Here is a 21,353-nt window from a genome sequence, read left to right as displayed (position 1 = left end):
CGGCCCTCATTCGATATTTGAATGAAGTATAGTCAGGATTGCCTGCTTCTGCGTGCTACTGGAATGTCCTATCGTGGCTTTTTTCGAGAGGAGAGCAGCATGAAACGATATTTTTGGGCCGCAGCGCTGGTCGCCATGTTGAACACGTCGCAGGCGGCGGATCACTGGCTGGCGAGTTGGCAGGCCAGTCCGCAGGCGGCATGGCGCGACAGCGAGTTTGCGCTGCCGACCGGCGTGCCGGCGGTGCTGGAGCGGCAAACCGTGCGCGAGACGGCGCGCATCAGCGTGGGTGGCGCGCGGTTGCGCATCGTGCTGTCCAACCGTTATGGCGCGCAGCCCATCGTTGTCGGGGAGGCGCGAATCGGCCGGCCCGGTGAGGCCGCGTGGCAGCTGACTTTTGGCGGGCGGGCCGGCGTGGTGATACCGCCAGGGGCACCGGCCGTCAGCGATGCGCTGGAGATGCCGGTGGCGGCGCTGGAGAGGTTGGCCATCAGCGTGTATCTACCGGAGCGCACGCCGCTGGCGACGTTTCATTGGGGCGCGCAGCAGACCGGCGCGATTGTGGACGGCAATCATACGGCCGACGCTACGCTGCGGGACGCGCAGGCCTTGCACGGCCGCGCGCTACTCAGCGGAATTTGGGTGGACGCGCCTCCCGAGGTGACAGCGGCGACGGACGCGACGGCGAGCGTGGTGGCGACGTTGGGTGCGGTCGCGGCGTTTGGCGACTCTATCACCGATGGCAATGCTTCTACACCGGACAAGGACCGCCGCTGGCCGGACTACCTCGCCGCGCGGCTCAGTCTCGCCGGCGTAGCGGTGGTGAATGCCGGGATTTCAGGCGCGCGCCTGCTGGGCGACCGCATGGGCGTCAACGCGGCCGCGCGCTTCGAGCAGGATGTGCTGTCGCAGCCCGGCGTCCGCACCGCCATTGTGCTGATGGGGATAAACGATATCGGCTGGCCGCAATCCATCTTCGCGCCGCAGGAACCGCCCATGACGGCCGACCGCATGATCGCCGCCTACCGCCAGCTGATCGCCCAGGCCCGCGCGCGCAAGCTGCGCATCATCGGCGCCACGCTCACGCCTTTCGAAGGCACGGCAATCGGCGGCTACTACACGCCCGCCAAGGACGCGCTGCGCCGCCAGGTCAATCAATGGATCAGGGAATGCAAGGAGTTCGACGCGGTGGCCGATATGGATGCGCTGATGCGCGACCCGGACCACCCATCGCGCATGCTGCCGCGCTACGACAGCGGCGACCACCTTCATCCCGGCGACGCGGGATACGAGGCGATGGCCGCCGAAGCCACGCGCGTACTGCTTAGCCGTTATTGACGACCAGGCGCGGCTCGTCGCTCAGATAACGCTGTTTGATGGAAGCGGTAATGCCGGCGGCATCCAGCCCCACGCTGGCCAGCAGCTTGGCCGGATCGCCATGGTCGATGAACTTGTCCGGCAGGCCAAGCATCAGCACCGGCTTGACGATGCCTTCCGCCGCCAGCGCTTCCGCCACGGCGGCGCCAGCGCCGCCCATGATGCAGCCCTCTTCCACCGTCACGAAATAATCGTGATCGGCGGCCAGCTGCCTGACCAGTGCCACGTCCAGCGGCTTGACGAAGCGCATATTGGCCACGGTGGCGTTCAGCGCATCGCCGGCGGCCACCGATGGCGCCACCATCGAACCAAACGCCAGGATGGCGATCTTCTGGCCGGCGCGCTTGAGCTCGCCCTTGCCGATCTCGATCGTGGTCAGCGCAGGCTGGATGGCCGCGCCGATGCCGGCGCCGCGCGGATAGCGGACCGCCGCCGGGCCGTTGTAGTGGTAGCCGGTGGTCAGCATCTGGCGGCACTCGTTTTCGTCCGACGCCGCCATCACCACCATGTTCGGAATGCAGCGCAGGTAAGCCAGGTCGTAATTGCCGGCATGGGTGGCGCCGTCCGCGCCCACCAGCCCCGCGCGGTCCAGCGCAAAGGTCACGTCCAGGTTTTGCAGCGCCACGTCGTGGATCAGTTGATCGTAGGCGCGCTGCAGGAAGGTCGAGTAGATCGCCACCACCGGCTTGAGGCCCTCGCAGGCCAGGCCGGCGCCGAAGGTCACCGAGTGCTGCTCGGCGATGCCAACGTCGAAGTAACGGTCCGGATACTCGTGGTTGAAGCGCACCATGCCCGAGCCCTCGCGCATGGCCGGCGTGATGCCGACCAGCTTCTTGTCGGCGGCGGCCATGTCGCACAGCCAGTCGCCAAACACCTCGGTGTAGGTCTTCTTGGACGGCGCGGTGGCCGGCTTGATGCCCTCGGCCGGATTGAACTTGCCGGTGCCGTGGTACAGGATAGGCTCGGCCTCGGCCAGCTTGTAGCCCTGGCCCTTCTTGGTCACCACGTGCAGGAACTGCGGCCCTTTCAGGTGCTTGATGTTTTGCAGCGTCGGGATCAGCGAGTCCAGGTCATGGCCGTCGATCGGGCCGATGTAGTTGAAGCCGAATTCCTCGAACATCGTGGCCGGCACCACCATGCCCTTCGCATGTTCTTCCAGCTTCTTCGCCAGTTCCAGCACAGGGCCAGGCAGCACCGACTTGCCGACGTTCTTGGCGGCGGCGTAGAACTGGCCGGACATCAGGCGCGCCAGGTAGCGGTTCAACGCGCCCACCGGCGGCGAGATCGACATGTCGTTGTCGTTCAGGATCACCAGCAGATTCAGGTCGTCCTGCACGCCGGCGTTGTTGAGCGCCTCGAACGCCATGCCGGCGGTCATCGAGCCGTCGCCGATGACGGCGATGGCGTGGCGATGCTCGCCCTTGATCTTGGCCGCCTGCGCCATGCCCAGCGCCGCCGAGATGGAGGTCGACGAGTGCGCGGTGCCAAAGGTGTCATATTCCGACTCGTCGCGCTTGGGGAAGCCCGAGATGCCGCCCAGCTGGCGCAAAGTGCTCATGCGGTCGCGGCGGCCGGTCAGGATCTTGTGCGAGTAGGTCTGGTGGCCCACGTCCCACACGATGCGGTCATGCGGCGTGTTGAACACGTAGTGCAGCGCCACCGTCAGCTCCACCGTGCCCAGGTTGGACGACAGGTGGCCGCCGGTCTTGGACACGGAATCGAGCAGGTAGGCGCGCAGTTCGTGCGCCAGCGGCGTCAGTTGGCTGTACGGCAGTTTGCGTACATCGGCCGGGGAATCTATTTTTTCGAGCAAGTTCATTTATGCCTTCCGCTGCACGATCAAATCCGCGAGTTCGCGTAATCGCAGAGCTTTTTCTCCAAACGGTGCGAGCGCCGCGTGCGCGTCGCGCCGCAATTGTTCCGCCAGCGCGCGCGATGGCTCCAGCCCCAGTATCGACACATAGGTCGGCTTGTTGTCGGCGGCGTCCTTGCCGGCGGTTTTGCCCAGCGTGGCCGAATCGGCCGTCGCATCGAGCACATCGTCCACCACCTGGAACGCCAGGCCGATGGCGCGCGCGTAGACGTTCAGCGCGTTCAGTTCTTCATCCGACAAATCCTTGCCGGCCAGCGCGCCCAGCACCACCGAGGCGCGCAGCAGCGCGCCGGTCTTCAGCTGGTGCATCTGCTCCAGTTGCTCCAGCGTCAGGCTGAGGCCCACGCTGTCGAGATCAATCGCCTGGCCGCCGCACATGCCGGCCGAGCCGGAAGCCTGCGCCAGCAGGCGCACCATCGCCAGCGCGCGCGCCGGCGGGACCTGGTCGGCCGCCGCCAGCACCATGAAGGCCTGCGACTGCAGCGCGTCGCCGACCAGCAGCGCGGTGGCCTCGTCGTAGGCCACGTGCACGGTGGGCTTGCCGCGACGCAGTTCGTCGTCGTCCATGCACGGCATGTCGTCGTGCACCAGCGAATAGGCGTGGATCATTTCCACGGCCGCCGCCGCGCGGCTCAGCGTCGAGGCGTCGGCGCCGAACAGCGCGCCGGCCGCGTACACCAGCAGCGGGCGCACGCGCTTGCCGCCGCCCAGCAGCGCATAGCGCATCGCCGCGTGCAGCCTGGCCGGGATCGCATCGGCGGCCGGCAGGAAAGCGGATAAATCGTTTTCCGATCCGGCCTGCACGGTTTTCATCCAGTCGTCGAAGGCGCTCATTGATCGCCCTCGGCGGCTTCCACGAAGGGCTTCAGCATGTCGCCTTCCAATACCTTGACCTGGGATTCGACTTTCTCCAGCTGGGCGGCGCAGAACTTCACCAGCTCCGAGCCGCGCGCGTAGGCGGCCACCGAAGCTTCCAGCGGCAGCTGTCCTGCCTCCATTTGCGCGACCAGTTGTGCCAGCTCGGCCATCGCTTCTTCAAACGAAGCGGGAGCGGGGACGGCGGCGGTCGCGTCGGCAGTTATTTTCTTAGACATAGTCACTCAGTTATCTTTGGCACAACAATGCCAGCGCAGTGTAGCCCGATATTTTAGAACAAACCACCTTATCCGGTGGAACATTAGCAGTCCGGCGCGGCGGCGACTCTGGATTTTATCGCAATCGCCCCCATTTGCCGTGCCAGCATGCAGGAATTGCAAGTTTATGCACGAAAAACGAGCACGGCAGGCTGTTGGTCGAGAGTAAAACACGGTATAATCGCCGGTTCTGTCCTAAATACCACCTCAACGCATTCACGTTATGCGGGTCGTCTTTACGGATTCTGTCTCTTCTTGGTTTGAAATTTTAATTAAGGGGGGTTTGGATGTCCGATCTGGGTACCCACGCCAAGCTAGCGCGGCCAACCGCGCAACTTCCGGTAAGCGTCTATTTTGACGAAACGCTACTGCAGCGGGAAATGCAGCAACTTTTTAAAGCCGGTCCGCGCTATGTCGGACACGAGCTGATGGTGCCGAACACCGGCGACTATGCCACCCTCGCCGCCGAAAACGAAGGCCGCATGCTGGTGCGTAACGCCAACGGCATCGAACTGGTGTCCAATGTCTGCCGCCATCGCCAGGCGCTGATGCTCAATGGCCGTGGCAATACGAACAACATCGTTTGCCCGCTGCACCGCTGGACGTACGACCTCAAGGGTGAACTGATCGGCGCGCCGCATTTCGCCGAGACGCCGTGCCTCAACCTGCCCAAGACGCCGTTGCAAAACTGGAACGGCCTGCTGTTCGAGCAAAACGGCTACAACGTCATGGAAGCGCTGAACGGGCTGTCGGTCACCAAGGACCTGGACTTCAGCGGTTACATGCTGGACCATGTCGAAGTCCACGAGTGCAACTACAACTGGAAGACCTTCATCGAGGTCTACCTGGAGGACTACCACGTCGAGCCATTCCACCCGGGCCTGGGCAGCTTCGTCACCTGCGACGACCTGCGCTGGGAATTCGGCAAGGAATACAGCGTGCAGACGGTGGGCGTGCACAAGGGGCTGCAGAAATCCGGCTCGGAAATCTACAAGCGCTGGCAGGAACAGGTGCTGAAGTTCCGCGGCGGCGAACCGCCGCCGTACGGCGCCATCTGGCTGACGCTGTATCCGAACATCATGGTCGAATGGTATCCGCACGTGCTGATCGTCTCGACCTTGTGGCCGGAAGGCCCACAGCGCACGCGCAACGTGGTCGAGTTCTACTACCCCGAGGAGATCGTGCTGTTCGAGCGCGAATTCATCGAGGCCGAACGCGCCGCCTACATGGAAACCTGCATCGAGGACGACGAGATCGGCCAGCGCATGGACGCCGGCCGCAAGGCCCTGCTCGACCGCGGCGAAACCGACGGCGGACCGTACCAGTCGCCGATGGAAGACGGCATGCAGCACTTCCACGAGTGGTACCGCAGCCGCATCGATGTAAAGGCCTGAGCACGATGCAGTCACTGTGGATGTTGTTTGCCAGTTTCATGTTTGCCGCCATGGGCGTGTGCGTGAAACTGGCGTCGGTGGAATTCTCAACATCCGAACTGGTCATGTACCGCGGCGTGGTCGGCGTGATCACCCTCGGTACCATCATCAAGCTGTCGGGCGAAACCTTCCGCACGTCGATGCCGGGCGCCCACCTGTGGCGTGGCGTCATCGGCGTGATCTCCCTGTGGTTGTGGTACTACTCCATCGGCCAGCTGCCGCTGGCCACCGCCATGACCCTCAACTACCTGTCGCCGATCTGGATCGCCGTGTGGCTGTTCGCCATGGGCTGGTGGCACGCCAGGGGCGACGTCAAGTGGCCGCTGCTGGTGGCGGTGGGCATGAGCTTTGTCGGCGTCACGCTGCTGCTGCGGCCGGCGTTCAACGCCAACCAGCTGACGCCGGCGCTGATCGCGCTGGGCTCCAGCATGATCACCGCCATGGCCTACCTGCAGGTGCGCAAGCTGGGCCTGGCCGGCGAACCGGAAAACCGCGTGGTGTTCTACTTTACCGTGATGAACCTGCTGGCCGGGCTGGCCGGCGTGTTCCTGACCGGCGGCGCCGACGGCCCGGTCTGGCATCCGGTCACCCATTGGCGCAGCGGCCTGCTGCTGCTGGCCATCGGCGTGTGCGCCACCAGCGCGCAGATCGCCATGACCCGCGCCTACCGTCTCGGCAGTACGCTGGTGGTGGCCAATCTCCAGTACACTGGCATCGTCTTTTCCAGCGCGTGGGGCGTGCTGATCTTCGGCGACGTGTTTGACTGGCATAGCTGGGCCGGCATCGGCATCATTCTCGTGTCGGGCATGGCCGCGACGTTCTACAATACCCGCAGCACCGACAAAGGCAAGGCCATTTCGAAAACCGACCCCATCGCCAGCGAAGTATAAGGAAACCGCCCATGCACACCACCCTGATCGACGCCGCCACCCTGTCCCAGCACCTGGACGATCCGCACTGGGTCATCCTCGACTGCCGCCATGACCTGATGAACCCGAACGCCGGCCTGGACAGCTTCGCCATCGGCCACATCGCCGGCGCGCAGTACGCCAATGTGGACACGGACCTGTCCGGTTCGAAGGTGGGCGCGGATGGCAAGTTCCAGGGCCGGCACCCGCTGCCGGGCCGCGCCGCCTTCATCGAGACGCTGCGCGGCTGGGGCATCAGCGACGACACGCAAGTGGTGGCGTACGATGCGCACGGCGGCATGTTCGCGGCGCGCCTGTGGTGGCTGCTGCGCTGGGTCGGCCATCCGGCCGTGGCCGTGCTGGATGGCGGCCTGGTCGCCTGGCAAGCGGCCGGCCTGCCGATGGTCACGCAGGCCGAGCGCCGCACGCCGGGCGCGATCAGCGAGCGGCCGTCGCTGGTGTCGACGGTCAGCGCGGACGACGTGGCAGCCAACCTGTCGACGCAGGCGCGCACCGTGGTCGACGCCCGCGCGCCCGACCGCTATCGCGGCGAGAACGAAACCATCGACCCGGTGGGCGGCCACATTCCCGGCGCGCGCAACCGCTTTTTCAAGGACAATCTGACCGCCGAAGGCCGCTTCAAGAGCGCCGAACAGCTGAAGGCCGACTTCGCGCCGCTGTTCGACGATCCGGCGAAAGCCATCATGCAATGCGGCTCCGGCGTCACCGCCTGCCACAACCTGCTGGCCCTGGAAGTGGCCGGCCTGCCGGGCGCGGCGCTGTATCCGGGATCGTGGAGCGAATGGGTCAGCGACACCAGCCGCCCGGTCGCCACCGGCCACTAAGCGCCTACCCCGAGGCACCGTCTGCAATCGGCCACGACCTCGGCTATGGGGTCTGACCCCGTACGGGGTCAGACCCCTCGCAGCTTGAGGGGTTGGCCTGCCACAACGCATCCCAATACGGCGGCGACCCGATCGCATCCACAAGAAAAGCCGACAATTCGCGCACCTTTTGCGATCGCAGCCGGTTCTCCGGCGACAGGATCTGAATGTACAGCGGATCGGCATACGCCGAAATCTCCCAGTCCGGCAGCAACCCCACCAGCCGCCCCTCCGTGAAACTGGCCGGCTGATACAGCCAGGTCGGCATCAGCACGATGCCCTGTCCGGCCAGCGCCGCATTAATCAGAATTTCCGAGTTATTACTGCGTAACGGCCCGTTGACCACCAGCGGCTCGAACACCTCGCTGGCCGAGCGCCGAAAGTGCCAGCGCTGCGGCTCCTGCTGCCCCTTGTACAGCAGGCAGCTATGCTCCAGCAACGCCTCCGGATGCCGGGGCGTACCGCGCCTGGCCAGGTACGCCGGGCTCGCCGCGAGCACGTAGCGGTGCGCACACACCACCTTGCCAATCAATCCCGAATCCACCAGCCGTCCCACGCGGACGGTGATGTCCGCTCCCTCCTGCACCGGATCGACAAAGGCATTGGTCAGCGTCAGTTCCACCACCAGATCCGGATACCTGTCCTGCATCTGATTGACCAGGCGGCCAATATGCAGCCGGCCCAGCGAGTCCGGCGCATTGATACGCACCAGTCCGCGTATGCCCCTGGAGCTATCGTCGAACTGCTCGGCGGCGCTGTCGATCAGCTCCACCGCCTGCCGCACCTGCGCGTAGTAGCGCTGTCCCTGCTCGGTGAGCCGGACCGCGCGCGTGCTGCGGTAGAACAGCTGCTGACCGAGTTCGTGTTCCAGCGACGAGATGGCGCGCGACACCGACGATGCCGGCACCTCAAAATGCCGGGCCGTGGCAAGAAAACTGCCGCTGGTGGCAACCATCAAAAAGTAACGTAGAGTCTGAACATGCATAGCCGCTGATTGTACCCGCTCCCCATCACCATCCTCTCAAATGCTGTTTTCGCAAAAATGAATTGCCGGGCCGGCGGATTGTTCCAGGCCCTGTGCGCACCTACCATTCTCCCTGTCGAGTTCGTATCGATTCACCCATTTTCGAGAGAGGTCTATCATGAGTGCAGCACAAAAAGTCGCCATCGTCACCGGCGCGTCGCAAGGCATCGGCGCGGCAATCGTCAAGGCGTATCGCCAGCTCGGTTACCGCGTGGTCGCCACCTCGCGCACCATCAAGCCGTCCGACGATCCGGACGTCGCCACTGTCGCCGGCGACATCGGCGACCGCGCCACCGCCCAGCGCGTGGTGGCCGAGGCGCTGGCGCGTTTCGGCCGCGTGGACAGCCTGGTCAACAACGCCGGCATCTACATCGGCAAGCCGTTCACCGAGAACACCATCGACGATTACAACGCCATCATGAACGTGAACATGGCCGGCTTCTTCCACATCACCCAGCTGGCGTTGACCGAAATGGAAAAACAAGCGGCCGGCCATGTGGTGACGGTCACCGGCAGCATCGACAACGGCATGAGCGGCGGCGTCTACACCGGGCTGGCGGGCCTGACCAAGGGCGGCCTGAACGCGGCCACGCGGGCGCTGGCGATCGAGTACGCCGACAGACGCATCCGCGTCAACGCCGTCGCACCGGGCGTCATCAAGACGCCAATGCACGCCGAGGAGAATCTCAAGTTCTTCGGCCAATACCATCCGCTGGGCCGCATCGGCGAAGCAAGCGAGGTGGCCAGCGCCATCACCTTCCTCGAAACCGCCGAGTTCATCACCGGCGAAATCATCCACGTCGACGGCGGCCAGCACGCCGGCCGCTAACCTCTTGCAACAGGAGCACACACCATGAATACGACGCACGTCACCGACTATTTCAACGCCTTGCGCAACAAGGATACGCAGGGCATCATCCCTCACCTGGCGGACAATATCGTTCTGCACGGCCCCATCTTCCCCGAACCGACCGAAGGCAAGGAAGCGGTGGTACAAATCCTGGCCGGTTTTCTGGCCACCATCGACACGCTCGACGTCCACCTGACCTTTTCGTCGGGCCGCGACGTGGCGGTGTTCTTCAGCTTTTCGTGCAATGGCATCACGGTCAAGGGCAACGAACATCTGCACCTGGATGAGAACGGTCTGATCGACCACATCGAGGTCGCATGGCGCCCGCTGCCTTTCGCCGTACAAATCCAGGAAATATTCGCCAACAAACTGGGCTTCCAGCCGTTGCGCCTGGTTCCGGCGTAAGTGATGATGGCTCATCCAGGTTCATCGATGCCCGACACGCTGGAAGACGTCCGCAAAGTAGCACCCGCGCTTGCACGTTACACGACGCGGGTGTTGCAAGGCGATGTCTGGCGGCGTCCGCAGCTGTCTGGCCGCGACCGTGCCCTGCTCACCTTGTCCGTCCTGATCGCACGCGGACAAAGTGAGCAGACGCCCTCTTATCTGGCGCTCGCGCTGGATCATGGCGTGAAGCCCAGCGAGATTTCCGGAATGATTGCGCATCTGGCTTTTTATTCCGGCTGGGGGAACGCCATGGCGGCGGCGACAGTGGCAAGCGGCGTTTTTGAACAGCGCGGCATCGATGCCGGACAGCTGTCCAGCGCTGCCATGCCGGCCGCCTTGGATAGCGTCGCCGAAGCACGACGCCACGCCATCGTGCAGCGCAAATTCGGCGACGTCGCGCCAGGCCTGGTGCAACTGACGAAGGACGTATTGTTCGGGGACCTATGGTTGCAGCCAGAACTCTCGCCACGTGACCGCTGCCTGGTGACGATTTGTTCCGTCATCGCCACGGCCCAGACCGCTCAACTTGGGTTCTACCTGAACCGGGCAATGGACAACGGTGTGAGCCGGGCGGAACTATCGGAACTGATGACGCATGTGGCGTTCTACTCGGGCTGGTCGAGCGTTTACACGGCCCTTGCGGTCGCAAAGGAAGTGTTTGAGACCAGGCCCGATTAAAAGCGGCTGTCAGCGGCAATTAACTTGCTACCTTGCCCGTCTGCTCCGCGATTTGCTGCTGCAGCTTCTGCTTGATCATCTCGGCGATTTTTTCATCGACCGCTTTCTTCTGCTCAGGCGTCATGGCGTTGTACTGATCGTCGGAGATGCCCAGTTGTTGGCGCATCGCTTTCGCCACGCGCTCCTCCGGCGTCATCTTCATATAAGCGTCCAGCTCCTGGGCCGCGTCGGATTGCTGTGCTTGCGTGTTTTGCAGCACGGCGCCGAAGCTGCCGCCATCCACCACGCCTTTCGAGCCCGGCGGGTACTTGAGCGACAACGCGTCGTTGGCGCTAACGGTCCGGATTTCGACTTTCATACTGGTTCTCCTGTAGGTTGCTAGTAGAACAAGTGCGAAGCCGGGGGAAATGGAAATGTAGCGCCGCCGGAAAAAAATGTTGGGCGGGCTGTAACCGCTGGTGCGTCGAATACGAATTCAGAAAAAAAACGGACCACTGCACAATCATGCCCTCCACCATCGCCATCGGAGCATCCCCGACGCCCGCCACCGCCTACGGGGGAGGCGGGCCGTCCGCAACCAGTTTGCAAGCACAATTGCAGCGATATCAACAGCAGCTTTCGGACTGCGTCAACTGCGCATCGGCCAAGACCCCGCAAGGCAAGGCGGACATCCAGGCAATTTCCGCGCGCATCAGCGAGGTGAAGCAAAGCATCGCGCAGGCGGAACAGGCAGCGGCCAAGCCGACGGACGCCTCCGCGCCAACGTCGCCGCCGTTCCAATTTTCTGGCGTAGGCAACGTGATTAATGTGTTCGTTTGATTTGCTTTGGCCGTGGTGGCAGGGGCGGCGCCATCGCGTGTCAGTAGGTCTTTTCAACCCCAAAAAGTTCGGGGTCGTACCCCGTGCGGGGTACGACCCCTATGTGTCGCAGTGCATGTGGTGCGGTTACTGCGGGTTCAGTTGAACAACAGCCCCTGAACCCGCTTTGCTGTTCTTACCACATGATGACGCGCTGCTCCGGCGGCAGGTACATCGGGTCGCCTGGCTTGATGCCGAAGGCTTCGTAGAAGCCGGGCTGGTTCATCACCGTGCCCTTGGCGCGGAATTCGCCCGGCGAGTGCGGGTCGCTCTTGATCTGGGCGATGGCCGCTTCCGGACGCAGCTTGGCGCGCCATTTCTGCGCGAAGCCGATGTACAGGCGCTGCTCGCCCGTCAGACCGTCGATCACCGGCGATGGCTTGCCACCCAGCGAACGCTGGTAAGCCTTCAAGGTCAGCGACAGGCCGGAGTTGTCGCCGATGTTTTCACCCAGCGTCAGCTCGCCGTTGATGTAGTAGCCGGGCACCGGGCTGTACGAGCCGTATTGCTTGACCAGGCCGGCCGCGCGCGCCTTGAAGGCGGCGCGGTCTTCGGCGGTCCACCAGTTGCGCAGGCGGCCCTTGGCGTCGTACTGGCTGCCGGAGTCGTCGAACGCGTGGCTGATCTCGTGGCCGAAGGTGATGCCCAGCAGGCCGTAGTTGACCGCGTCTTCCGCTTTCACGTTGAAGAACGGCGGCTGCAGAATCGCGGCCGGAATCGTGATCGCGTTCAGCAGCGGGTTGTAGCTGGCGTTGACGGTCTGCGGCGTCATCGACCATTCTTCGCGGTCGACCGGCTTGCCCAGTTTTTCCATATTGCGTTGGCGCGCCCACGCACGCGAGGCGCGGACGTTGGCGATCAGGTCGTTCGGCTGGGTCTTCAGCGCGCTGTAGTCGCGCCATTTGTCCGGGTAGGCGATGTTGGGACGCAGCGCGGCCAGCTTGGCTTGCGCTTCTTTCTTGGTCTCCGGCCCCATCCAGTCCAGCTTGTCGATGCCTTCCTTGAACGAGGCGACGAAGTTGTTGAACATGGCCATCACGCGCGGCTTGGTTTCCGGCGGCAGATAGGTTTGCACGTACAGCTTGCCGACGGCGTCGCTCAGCGCGCCGTCGGTGAAGCGCAGCGCCAGCTGCCATTGCGGTTCGCTTTGCGGTACGCCGCGCAGCACCGTGCCTTCAAACGCGAAGCGTTCCTTGACGGTGTAGCTGTCCAGGTAGGACGCATAGCTTTCGATGATGCGCCAGTTGAAGTAGCTCTTCCACGCTTCCAGCGGCACCTCGGCCACGGTCTCGGCGAAACCGGTCAGGTAGCTCGGCTGGCGCACCACCGCCGACGAGGCTTTCGGCGCCAGGCCGGCGGCCGTGAAGTAGGCCTTCCAGTCGAAGGCCGGCGCCAGCGCGCCGAACTGGTCGAAAGCGACGCGGTTGTACGACTTGACCGGGTCGCGCATCTGCACGCGGGTCCATTGCGCTTTGGCCAGGCGGGTTTCAATGTCCAGCACTTGCGCCGCGTGGGTGGCGGCATCCTTGTCGCCGCTCTTGGCCAGCAGCGTTTCGATGTGCTTGACGTATTTGTCGCGCACGCCTTTGAGCTTGGCGTCGTCGTCCTTCAGGTAGTAGTCGCGGTCCGGCAGACCCAGGCCGGACTGGCCGACGTTGAGGGTGTACTGATCCGGGTCCTGCGCGTCGACCGATACGCCGGCCGAGAACGGCGTCTGGATGCTGTTGCGCTGTAGATAGGCCAGCAGCGCCGGCAGTTCTTTCTTGTCCTTGACGGCGGCCACATGCGCCAGATCGGCGTGCAGCGGCTTGAAGCCGGCGGCGTCGCGCGCCTTGTCGTTCATGAAGCTGGTGTACAGGTCGGAAATCTTATGCGTCTCGCTGCCCACCTTGCCCGGATTTTTGACGGCGTTGTCGATCACCGCGCGCAGCTGGCCTTGCGCGGTTTCGCGCAGTTCGATGTAGGTGCCCCAGGTCGACTTGTCGGCCGGGATTTCGGTGTTGCGCGTCCAGATGCCGTTGACGTAGCCGTAGAAGTCGTCTTGCGGACGCACCGCCGGGTCCAGCGTTTTCAGGTCGATGCCCGACACCAGCGGCGCAGTTTGCTGGGCGTGCGATGGTGACGAGAGGAAGAGCAAGGCGCAGCAGGCGGCGCTGACAAGCGTACGGTTCACGAGGGAGTCCTTTAATGGTGGTGAGAGTCCTGGCGCATGGACCTTGCGGCCATGCAGCGGACGATTATAACGGTCCATTACACATAGGTAATGCTGCAAGGCAGCACATTGTGGTACGGATGCTGCACTTGTTGAAACGTTGATTTACAATTTTCCAGCCGCCGGGCGATGCGGCGGCCCTCTGTTTTCCCCAACGCGAATGATCAGGAGAATTTTCTCATGCACATTTTCGATATCGTCTCGGCCCACATGGACGCGGTCGGCCTGCCGCTGTACGCCGTCAGCGCCACCCGCGTCAACCAGGCCGACACCCCCACCCTGTTGTTCCTGCATTGGCATGGCTTCCACCGCGCCACGCCGCTGCAACTGCCCGGCGTGGCGCTGCCGGCGCGCGCCGTGCCCAGTTCCGCGCTGCAGTTCGACGGCCCGTGGACCAGCAGCCGCGCCGCTGAAGAAGAACTGCTGGATGCCGCCTGGCGCCTGGGCGCATGGGAGGTGGAGCGCCTGCAACGGCGTGCCTGCAATAGCGCCGGCGCGCCGGTCAGCGAGGCCTACGACTGCCGTCTGGCCTTCGGCGACAACCCTGCCGGCCACCCGGACCTGCCTGTACTCGGCGCTGACGAAGAAGTGCGCGAGCAGCTAATGCGGCAGGCGGCGCAACGCGGCTATGCGCGCTGGCTGTTCCAGCCGGTGAAGGGCGGCCTGTGGGCCGGCGTGGGTCCGGGCGACGACAGCCTGGACAGCGACGGCGGCCGCCCGTCGGAGTGCCCGGTGCGCCCGGCGCCGGACGGCGCGCAAGCGCGCACCGTCTACCAGCTGGGCCGCATCGACCGGGTGCTGGTGCGTTGATACATTTTGTTACACATTCAGCGTTAAACAGCGCCTTGAAAACAAAAAAACCGGCACTTATTTTGGCCTCGCTGAAGTCAGGTCCTGCTCGCAGGGCCGGTTCACTTTGGAATGATCTGTAACCATTGGAGATAGAAATGATCAAGATTCGTCCCCTTTACGACCGGGTTATTGTTAAGCGAATTGAGCAACAACGCCAAACCGCCTCCGGTATTGTCATCCCCGATTCCGCCGCCGAAAAGCCCGAGCAGGGCGAGGTGCTGGCGGTCGGCCACGGCCGCGCGCTGCAGGATGGCAGCCTGCGCCCGCTGGCGGTGAACGTCGGCGACTCCGTCCTGTTCGGCAAATACGCCGGCCAGACCGTCAAGCTGGACGGGCAGGAAGTGCTGGTGATGCGCGAGGAAGACATCCTCGGCATTATCGAAAGCGCCCAGTCCACCCTCAAAGCCGCCTGATTGACTACACGGAGAACAGAAAATGACTGCGAAAGAAGTACAGTTCCATGACGACGCCCGCGCCCGCATTGTGAAGGGCGTCAACGTACTGGCCAATGCGGTGAAGGTCACGCTGGGCCCGAAAGGCCGCAACGTCGTGATCGACCGCAGCTTCGGCGCCCCCACCATCACCAAGGATGGCGTGTCGGTGGCCAAGGAAATCGAACTCAAGGACCGCCTCGAAAACATGGGCGCGCAAGTGGTGAAACAGGTCGCCTCCAAGACCGCCGACGTGGCCGGCGACGGCACCACCACCGCCACCGTGCTGGCCCAGTCCATCGTGCAGGAAGGCATGAAATTCGTCGCCGCCGGCATGAACCCGATGGACTTGAAGCGCGGCATCGACCAGGCCGTGGCCTCGGCCATCGAGGAACTGAAAAAGATCTCGCGCCCCATCACCACCAACAAGGAAATCGCCCAGGTCGGCTCGATCTCGGCCAACTCGGACAGCGCCATCGGCGACATCATCGCCCAGGCCATGGAGCGCGTGGGCAAGGAAGGCGTCATCACCGTCGAGGACGGCAAATCGCTGGACAACGAGCTGGATGTGGTCGAGGGCATGCAGTTCGACCGCGGCTACCTGAGCCCCTACTTCATCAACGACCCGGACAAACAACTGGCGCGCCTGGAAGACCCGCTGGTGCTGCTAGTCGATAAAAAGATCGGCAACATCCGCGACCTGCTGCCGGTGCTGGAAATCTCGGCCAAGGCCGGCAAGCCGCTGTTCATCGTGGCGGAAGACGTGGAAGGCGAAGCGCTGGCCACGCTGGTGGTCAACTCGGTGCGCGGCATCCTGAAGGTGGCGGCCGTGAAGGCGCCGGGCTTCGGCGACCGCCGCAAGGCCATGCTGGAGGACATCGCCATCCTGACCGGCGCCACCGTGATTTCGGAGGAAACCGGCCACACGCTGGAAAAGACCACGCTGGAACAGTTGGGCAGCGCCAAGCGCATCGAGGTGCAGAAGGAAGCCACCACCATCATCGACGGCGCCGGCGACCGCCAGCGCATCGATGAGCGCGTGGCCACCATCAAGACCCAGATCGAGCAGGCCACCAGCGACTACGACAAGGAGAAGCTGCAGGAGCGTGTGGCCAAGCTGGCCGGCGGCGTGGCGGTGATCAAGGTCGGCGCCGCCACCGAGGTGGAAATGAAGGAGAAGCGCGACCGCGTTGACGACGCGCTGCACGCCACCCGTGCCGCCGTCGAGGAAGGCGTGGTGCCGGGCGGCGGCGTGGCGCTGCTGCGCGCGCGTGCCGCCATCAGCAAGCTGAAAGGCGCCAACGCCGACCAGCAGGCCGGCATCCAGATCGTGCTGCGCGCGCTGGAGGAGCCGCTGCGGGTGATCGTCTCCAACGCCGGCGAGGAACCGTCGGTGGTGGTGGCCAAGGTGGTGGACGGCAAGGGCAACTTCGGCTACAACGCCGCCACCGGCGAGTATGGCGACATGGTGCAGAACGGCGTGATCGACCCGACCAAGGTCACCCGCACGGCGCTGCAGAACGCGGCGTCGATCGCCTCGCTGATCCTGACCACCGAGGCGACCATCTCGGACACGCCGGCCGAGGATAAGCAGGCGCAGCCCGCCTAAGCCTGCCTAGTGGTGGGTGCCGACCAGGAACACGACAATGGCGACACCCGCCGCAATCAGCAACACTTGCGGGACCGATTCCCGCAAGGTTGCGCGACGCTGCATCTGCGGCATCAGGTCGCTGACGGCGATGTAGATGAAGCCGGATGAAGCGAACACCAGCACATACGGAATCAGGCTGGCCGCGCGGTCCAGCGTGTAGTAGCCCAGCAGGCCGCCGGCAATCGCCAGCAGGCTGCACAGCAGGTTGTAGACATAGGCGCGCGTGCGCGAGAAACCTGCATTCAACAGCACGATAAAATCCCCGATTTCCTGCGGAATCTCGTGGGCGATGATGGCCAGGCCGGTCACCAGCCCCAGTTCGGGATTGGCCAGGAAAGCCGCCGCGATCAGGATGCCGTCGGTGAAATTGTGCATGCCGTCACCGACCAGGATCATCCACCCCGCCTTGCCGGCCTCGTGCTTGTCGTGGCCATGATGGTGATGGTGGCCATCGTGCTCGTGATGGTGCGAATGGCGCAGGATCGCCAGTTTCTCCAGCAAGAAGAACGCCAGCAGGCCGCCCAGCAGCGTGGCGAACAGGCTGCGCGCGCTGGCCTGCGATTCAAACGCTTCCGGCAGCGCATGCAGCAGCGAGGTCGACAGCATGATGCCGACCGACAGGCTGACCATGCGCTCGACCACCTTGGACAGCAAGGTAAACGAGAACACCGCCGCCGCCGTGATGCTCACGACGCCAGCCAGCGTGGTTGCCAGTAAGATGGAGATAAGTACGGGATCGATGGTATAGCCTCTGGTACTGAAGGCATGCGCGCTGTCGCGCAGGCCGGGGCGTTATTTTACTCCCCGGCATGCTTTTTTGCTTAAAAACCGCTCAAATCACGCCGTGCTGCTTGAACCAGGCCAGCGTGCGGCCCCAGCCGTCCTTGGCGTCGGCCTCGACGTAGCTGGGGCGGTAGTCGGCGTGGAAGGCGTGGCCGGAGTTGGGGTAGATCACAAACGTGGACTTGTTCGGCCCCTGGGCCAGCGCCGCCTTCATCACCGTGATCGATTCCTGCGAAATGCCGGTGTCCTTGGCGCCGTACAGGCCCAGCACCGGTACGCTCAAAGTGCCAGCAACATCGACCGGGTGCCTGGGAAAGTTGGCGTTGGTTTCCCCCATCAGGCGGCCGTACCAGGCCACGCCGGCCTTGATCGACGGATTGTGCGCGGCATACAGCCAGGTGATGCGGCCGCCCCAGCAGAAGCCGGTGATGGCGATCTTGTCCGGATTGCCGCCGTTGGCCTTGGCCCAGGCGACCACGGCGTCGAGGTCGGTGAAGACCTGGGCGTCCGGCGTCTTGGAGATGATGTCGCGCTGCAGGTCGGCAATCGAGGTGACCTTGGTCGGGTCGCCCTGGCGGATGAACAGGTCCGGCGCCAGCGCCAGGTAGCCCTGCTTGGCGAAGCGGCGGGCGACGTCGGCGATGTGCTCGTGCACGCCGAAGATTTCCGAGATGACCAGGATCACCGGCAGGTTGGTCTTGCCTTCCGGCTGGGCACGGTAGACGGGGACGTTCTGGCCGTTGACGTTGACCTGGATGGTGCCGGCGGTCAGGCCGGCGGTATCGGTCTTGATGACGTTTTGCGCCATCACCGGCAGGGTGGCGGCGGCGAAGCCGGTGCCCAGGGCGGTTTTCAGGAAGCCGCGGCGGTCGACGCCGTCCGACAGGCTGGTTTTGGTCAGCAAACTTTCCGCGTCACGCGTCAAATCGTCCATCAGTATCCTCCGTAGTTGACCCCGGAACGGCCAGGGTCTGACCCCGTACGGGGTCAGACCCTGAACTGCCGGGTTTAGTGTGCTTGATCCCAGTTGCTGCCAACCCCGACTTCGGCAATCAGCGGCACCTTCAGTTTCGCCACGCCGGCCATCAGCTCCGGCAGTTTCTGCTTGATCAGTTCCAGCTCCGCGTCCGGCACTTCCAGCACCAGTTCGTCATGCACCTGCATGATCATGCGCGTGCCCAGTTTCTCCGCCTCCAGCCAGTTCTGCACCGCGATCATGGCCAGCTTGATCAGGTCGGCAGCCGTGCCCTGCATCGGCGCGTTGATCGCCGCGCGCTCGGCGCCCTGGCGGCGCGGGCCGTTCGGCGAATTGATCTCCGGCAGCCACAGGCGGCGGCCGAACACCGTCTCCACGTAGCCGCGCTCCTTGGCTTGCAGGCGCGTGTCGTCCATGTACTGCTTGACGCCCGAGAAGCGCGCGAAATAGCGCTCGATATAGCTCTGCGCCGCGCCGCGCTCGATGCCCAGGTTGCTCGCCAGGCCGAATGCGCTCATGCCGTAGATCAGCCCGAAGTTGATCACCTTGGCATAGCGACGCTGCTCGCTCTCCACCGCCTCCGGCTCGACGCCAAAGATCTCGGCGGCGGTGGCGCGGTGAATGTCCACGCCCTCGGCGAAGGCACGCAGCATGTTGGCGTCTTCCGAGATGTGCGCCATGATGCGCAGCTCGATCTGCGAATAGTCGGCCGACACGATGTGCGAACCGGCCGGCGCCACGAACGCCTCGCGGATGCGGCGGCCTTCCTTGGTGCGGATCGGAATGTTCTGCAGGTTCGGATCGTTGGACGCCAGGCGGCCGGTCACCGCCACCGCCTGCGCGTAGTTGGTGTGCACGCGGCCGGTCTGCGGGTTGATGCCCTTCGGCAGCTTGTCGGTGTAGGTCGATTTCAGCTTGGACAGGCTGCGGTACTCCAGCAGCACTTTTGGCAGCGGATAGTCTTCCGCCAGCTTCTGCAATACTTCCTCATCGGTCGACGGTGCGCCGCTTGGCGTTTTCTTCACCACCGGCAGCTTCAGCTTCTCGAAGAAGATCTCGCCAATCTGCTTCGGCGAGCCGAGGTTGAACGGCTGCTCGGCCAGCTCATGCGCCTTGGCCTCCAGCTCGGCGATGCGCGCGCCCAGTTCGGACGATTGCTGCGCCAGCAGGTCGGCGTCGATCTGCACGCCGTTGCGCTCAATCTTTTGCAGCACCACGGCGGTCGGCAGCTCGATGTTGCGGTAGATGAAGTTCAGCTTCTCGTCCTTCTCCACCTCGCCGATCATGTTCTGGTGCAGGCGCAGCGTGATGTCGGCGTCTTCCGCCGCGTACTCGGTGGCGCGGTCGATGGCCACCTGGTCGAAGGTGATCATGCTGGCGCCCTTGCCGCACACGTCCGAGAACGGAATGGTGGTGTGGTTCAGGTGGCGCAGCGCCAGGCTGTCCATGTCGTGCGAGCGGTGCGATTCGAACACATACGATTCCAGCAGCGTGTCGTGATGGATGCCCTGCAGCGAGACGCCGTGGTTGGCGAGGATGTGGCTGTCGTACTTGAGGTTCTGGCCGACCTTGAGCTTGGTGGCGTCTTCCAGCCATGGCTTCAGCCTGGCCAGCACGTGCTCGCGCTCCAGCTGCTGCGGCACGCCCTGGTAAGCGTGGGCGACCGGGATGTAGCAGGCCTCGCCCGCTTTCACCGACAGCGAAATGCCGACCAGTTGCGCCAGCATCGGCTCCAGCGAGGTGGTCTCCGTATCGACGGCGGTCAGCTCGGCGGCGTTGATGCGGGCGATCCACTTGTCCAGCTGCTCGTCGGTGTAGACCGTCTCGTAGGTGGCGATGACCGGCTCGGCGAACAAATCGCCGTTGAGCGAGGCCGCGCCACCCACCGGCGCGTCCAGCGACACCTTGACCGTGGCGCCCGGCGTCGCGCCCGGCGTGCCGGCGGCTGCGCTCAGTTCGCGCAGCAGCGTCTTGAAGCCGTACTTGCTGAAGAAGGACAGCAGGCCTTCCTTGTCCTCTTCGCGCGCGATCAGCGATTCGGTGATCGACACCATGTGGCCGGTCAGGTCGCAGTCCAGCTTGACGGTGATCAGCTCGCGGCCCTTGGGCAGCCATTCCAGCGCGTCGCGCAGGTTCTGGCCGACGGCGCCGGTGATCTTGTCGGCGTTGGCGATGATGCCGTCCAGCGAGTCATACGCGGTCAGCCATTTCACCGCGGTTTTCGGGCCGCACTTGTGTACGCCCGGCACGTTGTCGACGGTGTCGCCGATCAGCGTCAGGTAATCGATGATGCGGTTCGGCGGCACGCCGAACTTGGCCAGCACGCCGGCCTCGTCCATCTTCTCGTTGGTCATGGTGTTGATCAGCATGACCTTGTCGTTGACCAGCTGCGCCAGGTCCTTGTCGCCGGTCGACACCACCACGTTCATGCCCGCCTTGGCGGCCTCGAACGACAGCGTGCCGATCACATCGTCCGCCTCCACGCCATCCACCATCAGGATCGGCCAGCCCATGGCCTTGACCGCTTCGTGGATCGGCTCGATCTGCAGGCGCAGGTCGTCCGGCATGGCGGCGCGCGTGGCCTTGTACTCCGGGTACAGGTCGTCGCGGAAGGTCTTGCCCTTGGCGTCGAACACGCAGGCGATGTAGGCGGCCGGGTAGTCCGCGCGCAGGCGGCGCAGCATGTTGACCATGCCGTGCATGGCGCCGGTCGGGTGGCCGTCCGGGCTGCGCAGGTCGGGCAACGCGTGGAAGGCGCGGTAAAGATAGCTGGAGCCGTCGACTAACAACAGGGTATTTTGCATAGGTACTAGATGAGGATGCTTGGGCGTGAATGCAACATTATCGCAGGTTTTACCCGGTGTCCGGCAGCGTGGCAAAGTTTTTAAATCGGCAACAACAGCGCCTACCTCCAAGGGAAAGCACAGGGATGGGTGTCTGTTTGTTACAATGGATCATACATAAAAATTCCGCGGCTCTTTCT

20 protein-coding genes are annotated in these 21,353 nt (G+C 64.0%); 11 read left to right on the top strand and 9 right to left on the bottom strand.

The window, feature by feature from the left end; genetic code table 11:
- Positions 1-99 precede the first annotated feature (99 nt).
- Positions 100-1,338 carry an SGNH/GDSL hydrolase family protein gene (locus FHW58_RS25740; protein WP_179676036.1) on the top strand — a complete coding sequence of 413 codons (1,239 nt, stop codon included), beginning with the start codon at positions 100-102 and terminating at the stop codon, positions 1,336-1,338.
- On the opposite strand, the gene dxs is transcribed toward FHW58_RS25740, so the two are convergent.
- Genes dxs through FHW58_RS25725 form a run of 3 tightly spaced genes read right to left on the bottom strand, consistent with a single transcriptional unit; the run spans position 1,325 to position 4,344 of the window.
- On the bottom strand, positions 1,325-3,196 hold the full coding sequence (dxs, locus tag FHW58_RS25735; RefSeq protein ID WP_179676035.1) for a 1-deoxy-D-xylulose-5-phosphate synthase: 1,872 nt from the start codon (positions 3,194-3,196) through the stop codon (positions 1,325-1,327). The two genes, FHW58_RS25740 and dxs, sit on opposite strands and share 14 nt — an antisense overlap.
- On the bottom strand, positions 3,197-4,084 hold the full coding sequence (locus FHW58_RS25730) for a polyprenyl synthetase family protein (RefSeq protein WP_179676034.1): 888 nt from the start codon (positions 4,082-4,084) through the stop codon (positions 3,197-3,199).
- Positions 4,081-4,344, bottom strand: coding sequence for an exodeoxyribonuclease VII small subunit (locus tag FHW58_RS25725; RefSeq protein ID WP_179676033.1), 264 nt, complete (start codon positions 4,342-4,344; stop codon positions 4,081-4,083). Before FHW58_RS25725 ends, FHW58_RS25730 begins: the two co-directional genes overlap by 4 nt.
- Before the next feature lie 326 nt (positions 4,345-4,670).
- Between FHW58_RS25725 and FHW58_RS25720 the strand changes: the two genes are divergently transcribed.
- Genes FHW58_RS25720 through FHW58_RS25710 form a run of 3 tightly spaced genes read left to right on the top strand, consistent with a single transcriptional unit; the run spans position 4,671 to position 7,569 of the window.
- Positions 4,671-5,777, top strand: a complete 1,107-nt coding sequence (locus FHW58_RS25720; protein WP_179676032.1) for an aromatic ring-hydroxylating dioxygenase subunit alpha — start codon at positions 4,671-4,673, stop codon at positions 5,775-5,777.
- A 5-nt stretch (positions 5,778-5,782) separates the two neighbouring features.
- Complete coding sequence (locus FHW58_RS25715) at positions 5,783-6,706, top strand: DMT family transporter (protein ID WP_179676031.1); 924 nt, start codon at positions 5,783-5,785, stop codon at positions 6,704-6,706.
- Positions 6,707-6,717: 11 nt separating this feature from the next.
- Entirely contained in the window at positions 6,718-7,569 is an 852-nt protein-coding gene (locus FHW58_RS25710) for a sulfurtransferase (RefSeq protein ID WP_179676030.1), read from the top strand.
- Positions 7,570-7,612: 43 nt separating this feature from the next.
- Here FHW58_RS25710 and FHW58_RS25705 read toward each other — a convergent pair whose 3' ends face one another.
- Complete coding sequence (locus FHW58_RS25705) at positions 7,613-8,593, bottom strand: LysR family transcriptional regulator (RefSeq protein WP_179676029.1); 981 nt, start codon at positions 8,591-8,593, stop codon at positions 7,613-7,615.
- 157 nt (positions 8,594-8,750) lie between these two features.
- Between FHW58_RS25705 and FHW58_RS25700 the strand changes: the two genes are divergently transcribed.
- From FHW58_RS25700 to FHW58_RS25690, 3 genes are read left to right on the top strand one after another with little or no spacing between them, the layout of a single operon-like run.
- Positions 8,751-9,461, top strand: a complete 711-nt coding sequence (locus tag FHW58_RS25700) for an SDR family NAD(P)-dependent oxidoreductase (protein WP_179676028.1) — start codon at positions 8,751-8,753, stop codon at positions 9,459-9,461.
- Positions 9,462-9,485: 24 nt separating this feature from the next.
- Positions 9,486-9,887 carry a nuclear transport factor 2 family protein gene (locus tag FHW58_RS25695; RefSeq protein WP_179676027.1) on the top strand — a complete coding sequence of 134 codons (402 nt, stop codon included), beginning with the start codon at positions 9,486-9,488 and terminating at the stop codon, positions 9,885-9,887.
- Positions 9,888-9,914: 27 nt separating this feature from the next.
- Positions 9,915-10,607 carry a carboxymuconolactone decarboxylase family protein gene (locus FHW58_RS25690; RefSeq protein ID WP_179676026.1) on the top strand — a complete coding sequence of 231 codons (693 nt, stop codon included), beginning with the start codon at positions 9,915-9,917 and terminating at the stop codon, positions 10,605-10,607.
- Positions 10,608-10,626: 19 nt separating this feature from the next.
- On the opposite strand, the gene FHW58_RS25685 is transcribed toward FHW58_RS25690, so the two are convergent.
- Positions 10,627-10,965 carry a hypothetical protein gene (locus FHW58_RS25685; RefSeq protein WP_179676025.1) on the bottom strand — a complete coding sequence of 113 codons (339 nt, stop codon included), beginning with the start codon at positions 10,963-10,965 and terminating at the stop codon, positions 10,627-10,629.
- 146 nt (positions 10,966-11,111) lie between these two features.
- Here FHW58_RS25685 and FHW58_RS25680 point away from each other — a divergent pair, with 146 nt between their 5' ends.
- On the top strand, positions 11,112-11,426 hold the full coding sequence (locus tag FHW58_RS25680) for a FlxA-like family protein (RefSeq protein WP_179676024.1): 315 nt from the start codon (positions 11,112-11,114) through the stop codon (positions 11,424-11,426).
- 175 nt (positions 11,427-11,601) lie between these two features.
- Here FHW58_RS25680 and FHW58_RS25675 read toward each other — a convergent pair whose 3' ends face one another.
- Positions 11,602-13,638: a M13 family metallopeptidase gene (locus FHW58_RS25675; RefSeq protein ID WP_179676023.1), complete on the bottom strand. Its 2,037-nt coding sequence runs from the start codon at positions 13,636-13,638 to the stop codon at positions 11,602-11,604.
- A 219-nt stretch (positions 13,639-13,857) separates the two neighbouring features.
- Between FHW58_RS25675 and FHW58_RS25670 the strand changes: the two genes are divergently transcribed.
- The 3 genes from FHW58_RS25670 (at position 13,858) to groL (ending at position 16,569) form a co-directional block, all read left to right on the top strand.
- Positions 13,858-14,487, top strand: coding sequence for a diguanylate cyclase (locus FHW58_RS25670; protein WP_179676022.1), 630 nt, complete (start codon positions 13,858-13,860; stop codon positions 14,485-14,487).
- A gap of 140 nt (positions 14,488-14,627) precedes the next feature.
- Entirely contained in the window at positions 14,628-14,942 is a 315-nt protein-coding gene (locus FHW58_RS25665; RefSeq protein ID WP_179676071.1) for a co-chaperone GroES, read from the top strand.
- Positions 14,943-14,964: 22 nt separating this feature from the next.
- Complete coding sequence (gene groL, locus FHW58_RS25660) at positions 14,965-16,569, top strand: chaperonin GroEL (RefSeq protein WP_179676021.1); 1,605 nt, start codon at positions 14,965-14,967, stop codon at positions 16,567-16,569.
- Between the two features lie 6 nt (positions 16,570-16,575).
- Here the strand turns inward: groL and FHW58_RS25655 are convergent, their stop codons facing one another.
- From FHW58_RS25655 to polA, 3 genes are all read right to left on the bottom strand, one after another.
- Positions 16,576-17,280: a ZIP family metal transporter gene (locus tag FHW58_RS25655; protein WP_373996734.1), complete on the bottom strand. Its 705-nt coding sequence runs from the start codon at positions 17,278-17,280 to the stop codon at positions 16,576-16,578.
- A gap of 163 nt (positions 17,281-17,443) precedes the next feature.
- On the bottom strand, positions 17,444-18,328 hold the full coding sequence (locus tag FHW58_RS25650; protein ID WP_179676020.1) for a dienelactone hydrolase family protein: 885 nt from the start codon (positions 18,326-18,328) through the stop codon (positions 17,444-17,446).
- A 74-nt stretch (positions 18,329-18,402) separates the two neighbouring features.
- On the bottom strand, positions 18,403-21,174 hold the full coding sequence (polA, locus tag FHW58_RS25645; RefSeq protein ID WP_179676019.1) for a DNA polymerase I: 2,772 nt from the start codon (positions 21,172-21,174) through the stop codon (positions 18,403-18,405).
- Positions 21,175-21,353 lie beyond the last annotated feature (179 nt).

The organism is Duganella sp. 1224 (assembly GCF_013408245.1).
Lineage (GTDB): Bacteria > Pseudomonadota > Gammaproteobacteria > Burkholderiales > Burkholderiaceae_D > Rugamonas.
The sequence above is the reverse complement of the archived record's forward strand: the minus strand, read 5'-3'. Positions and strand labels throughout refer to the sequence as shown.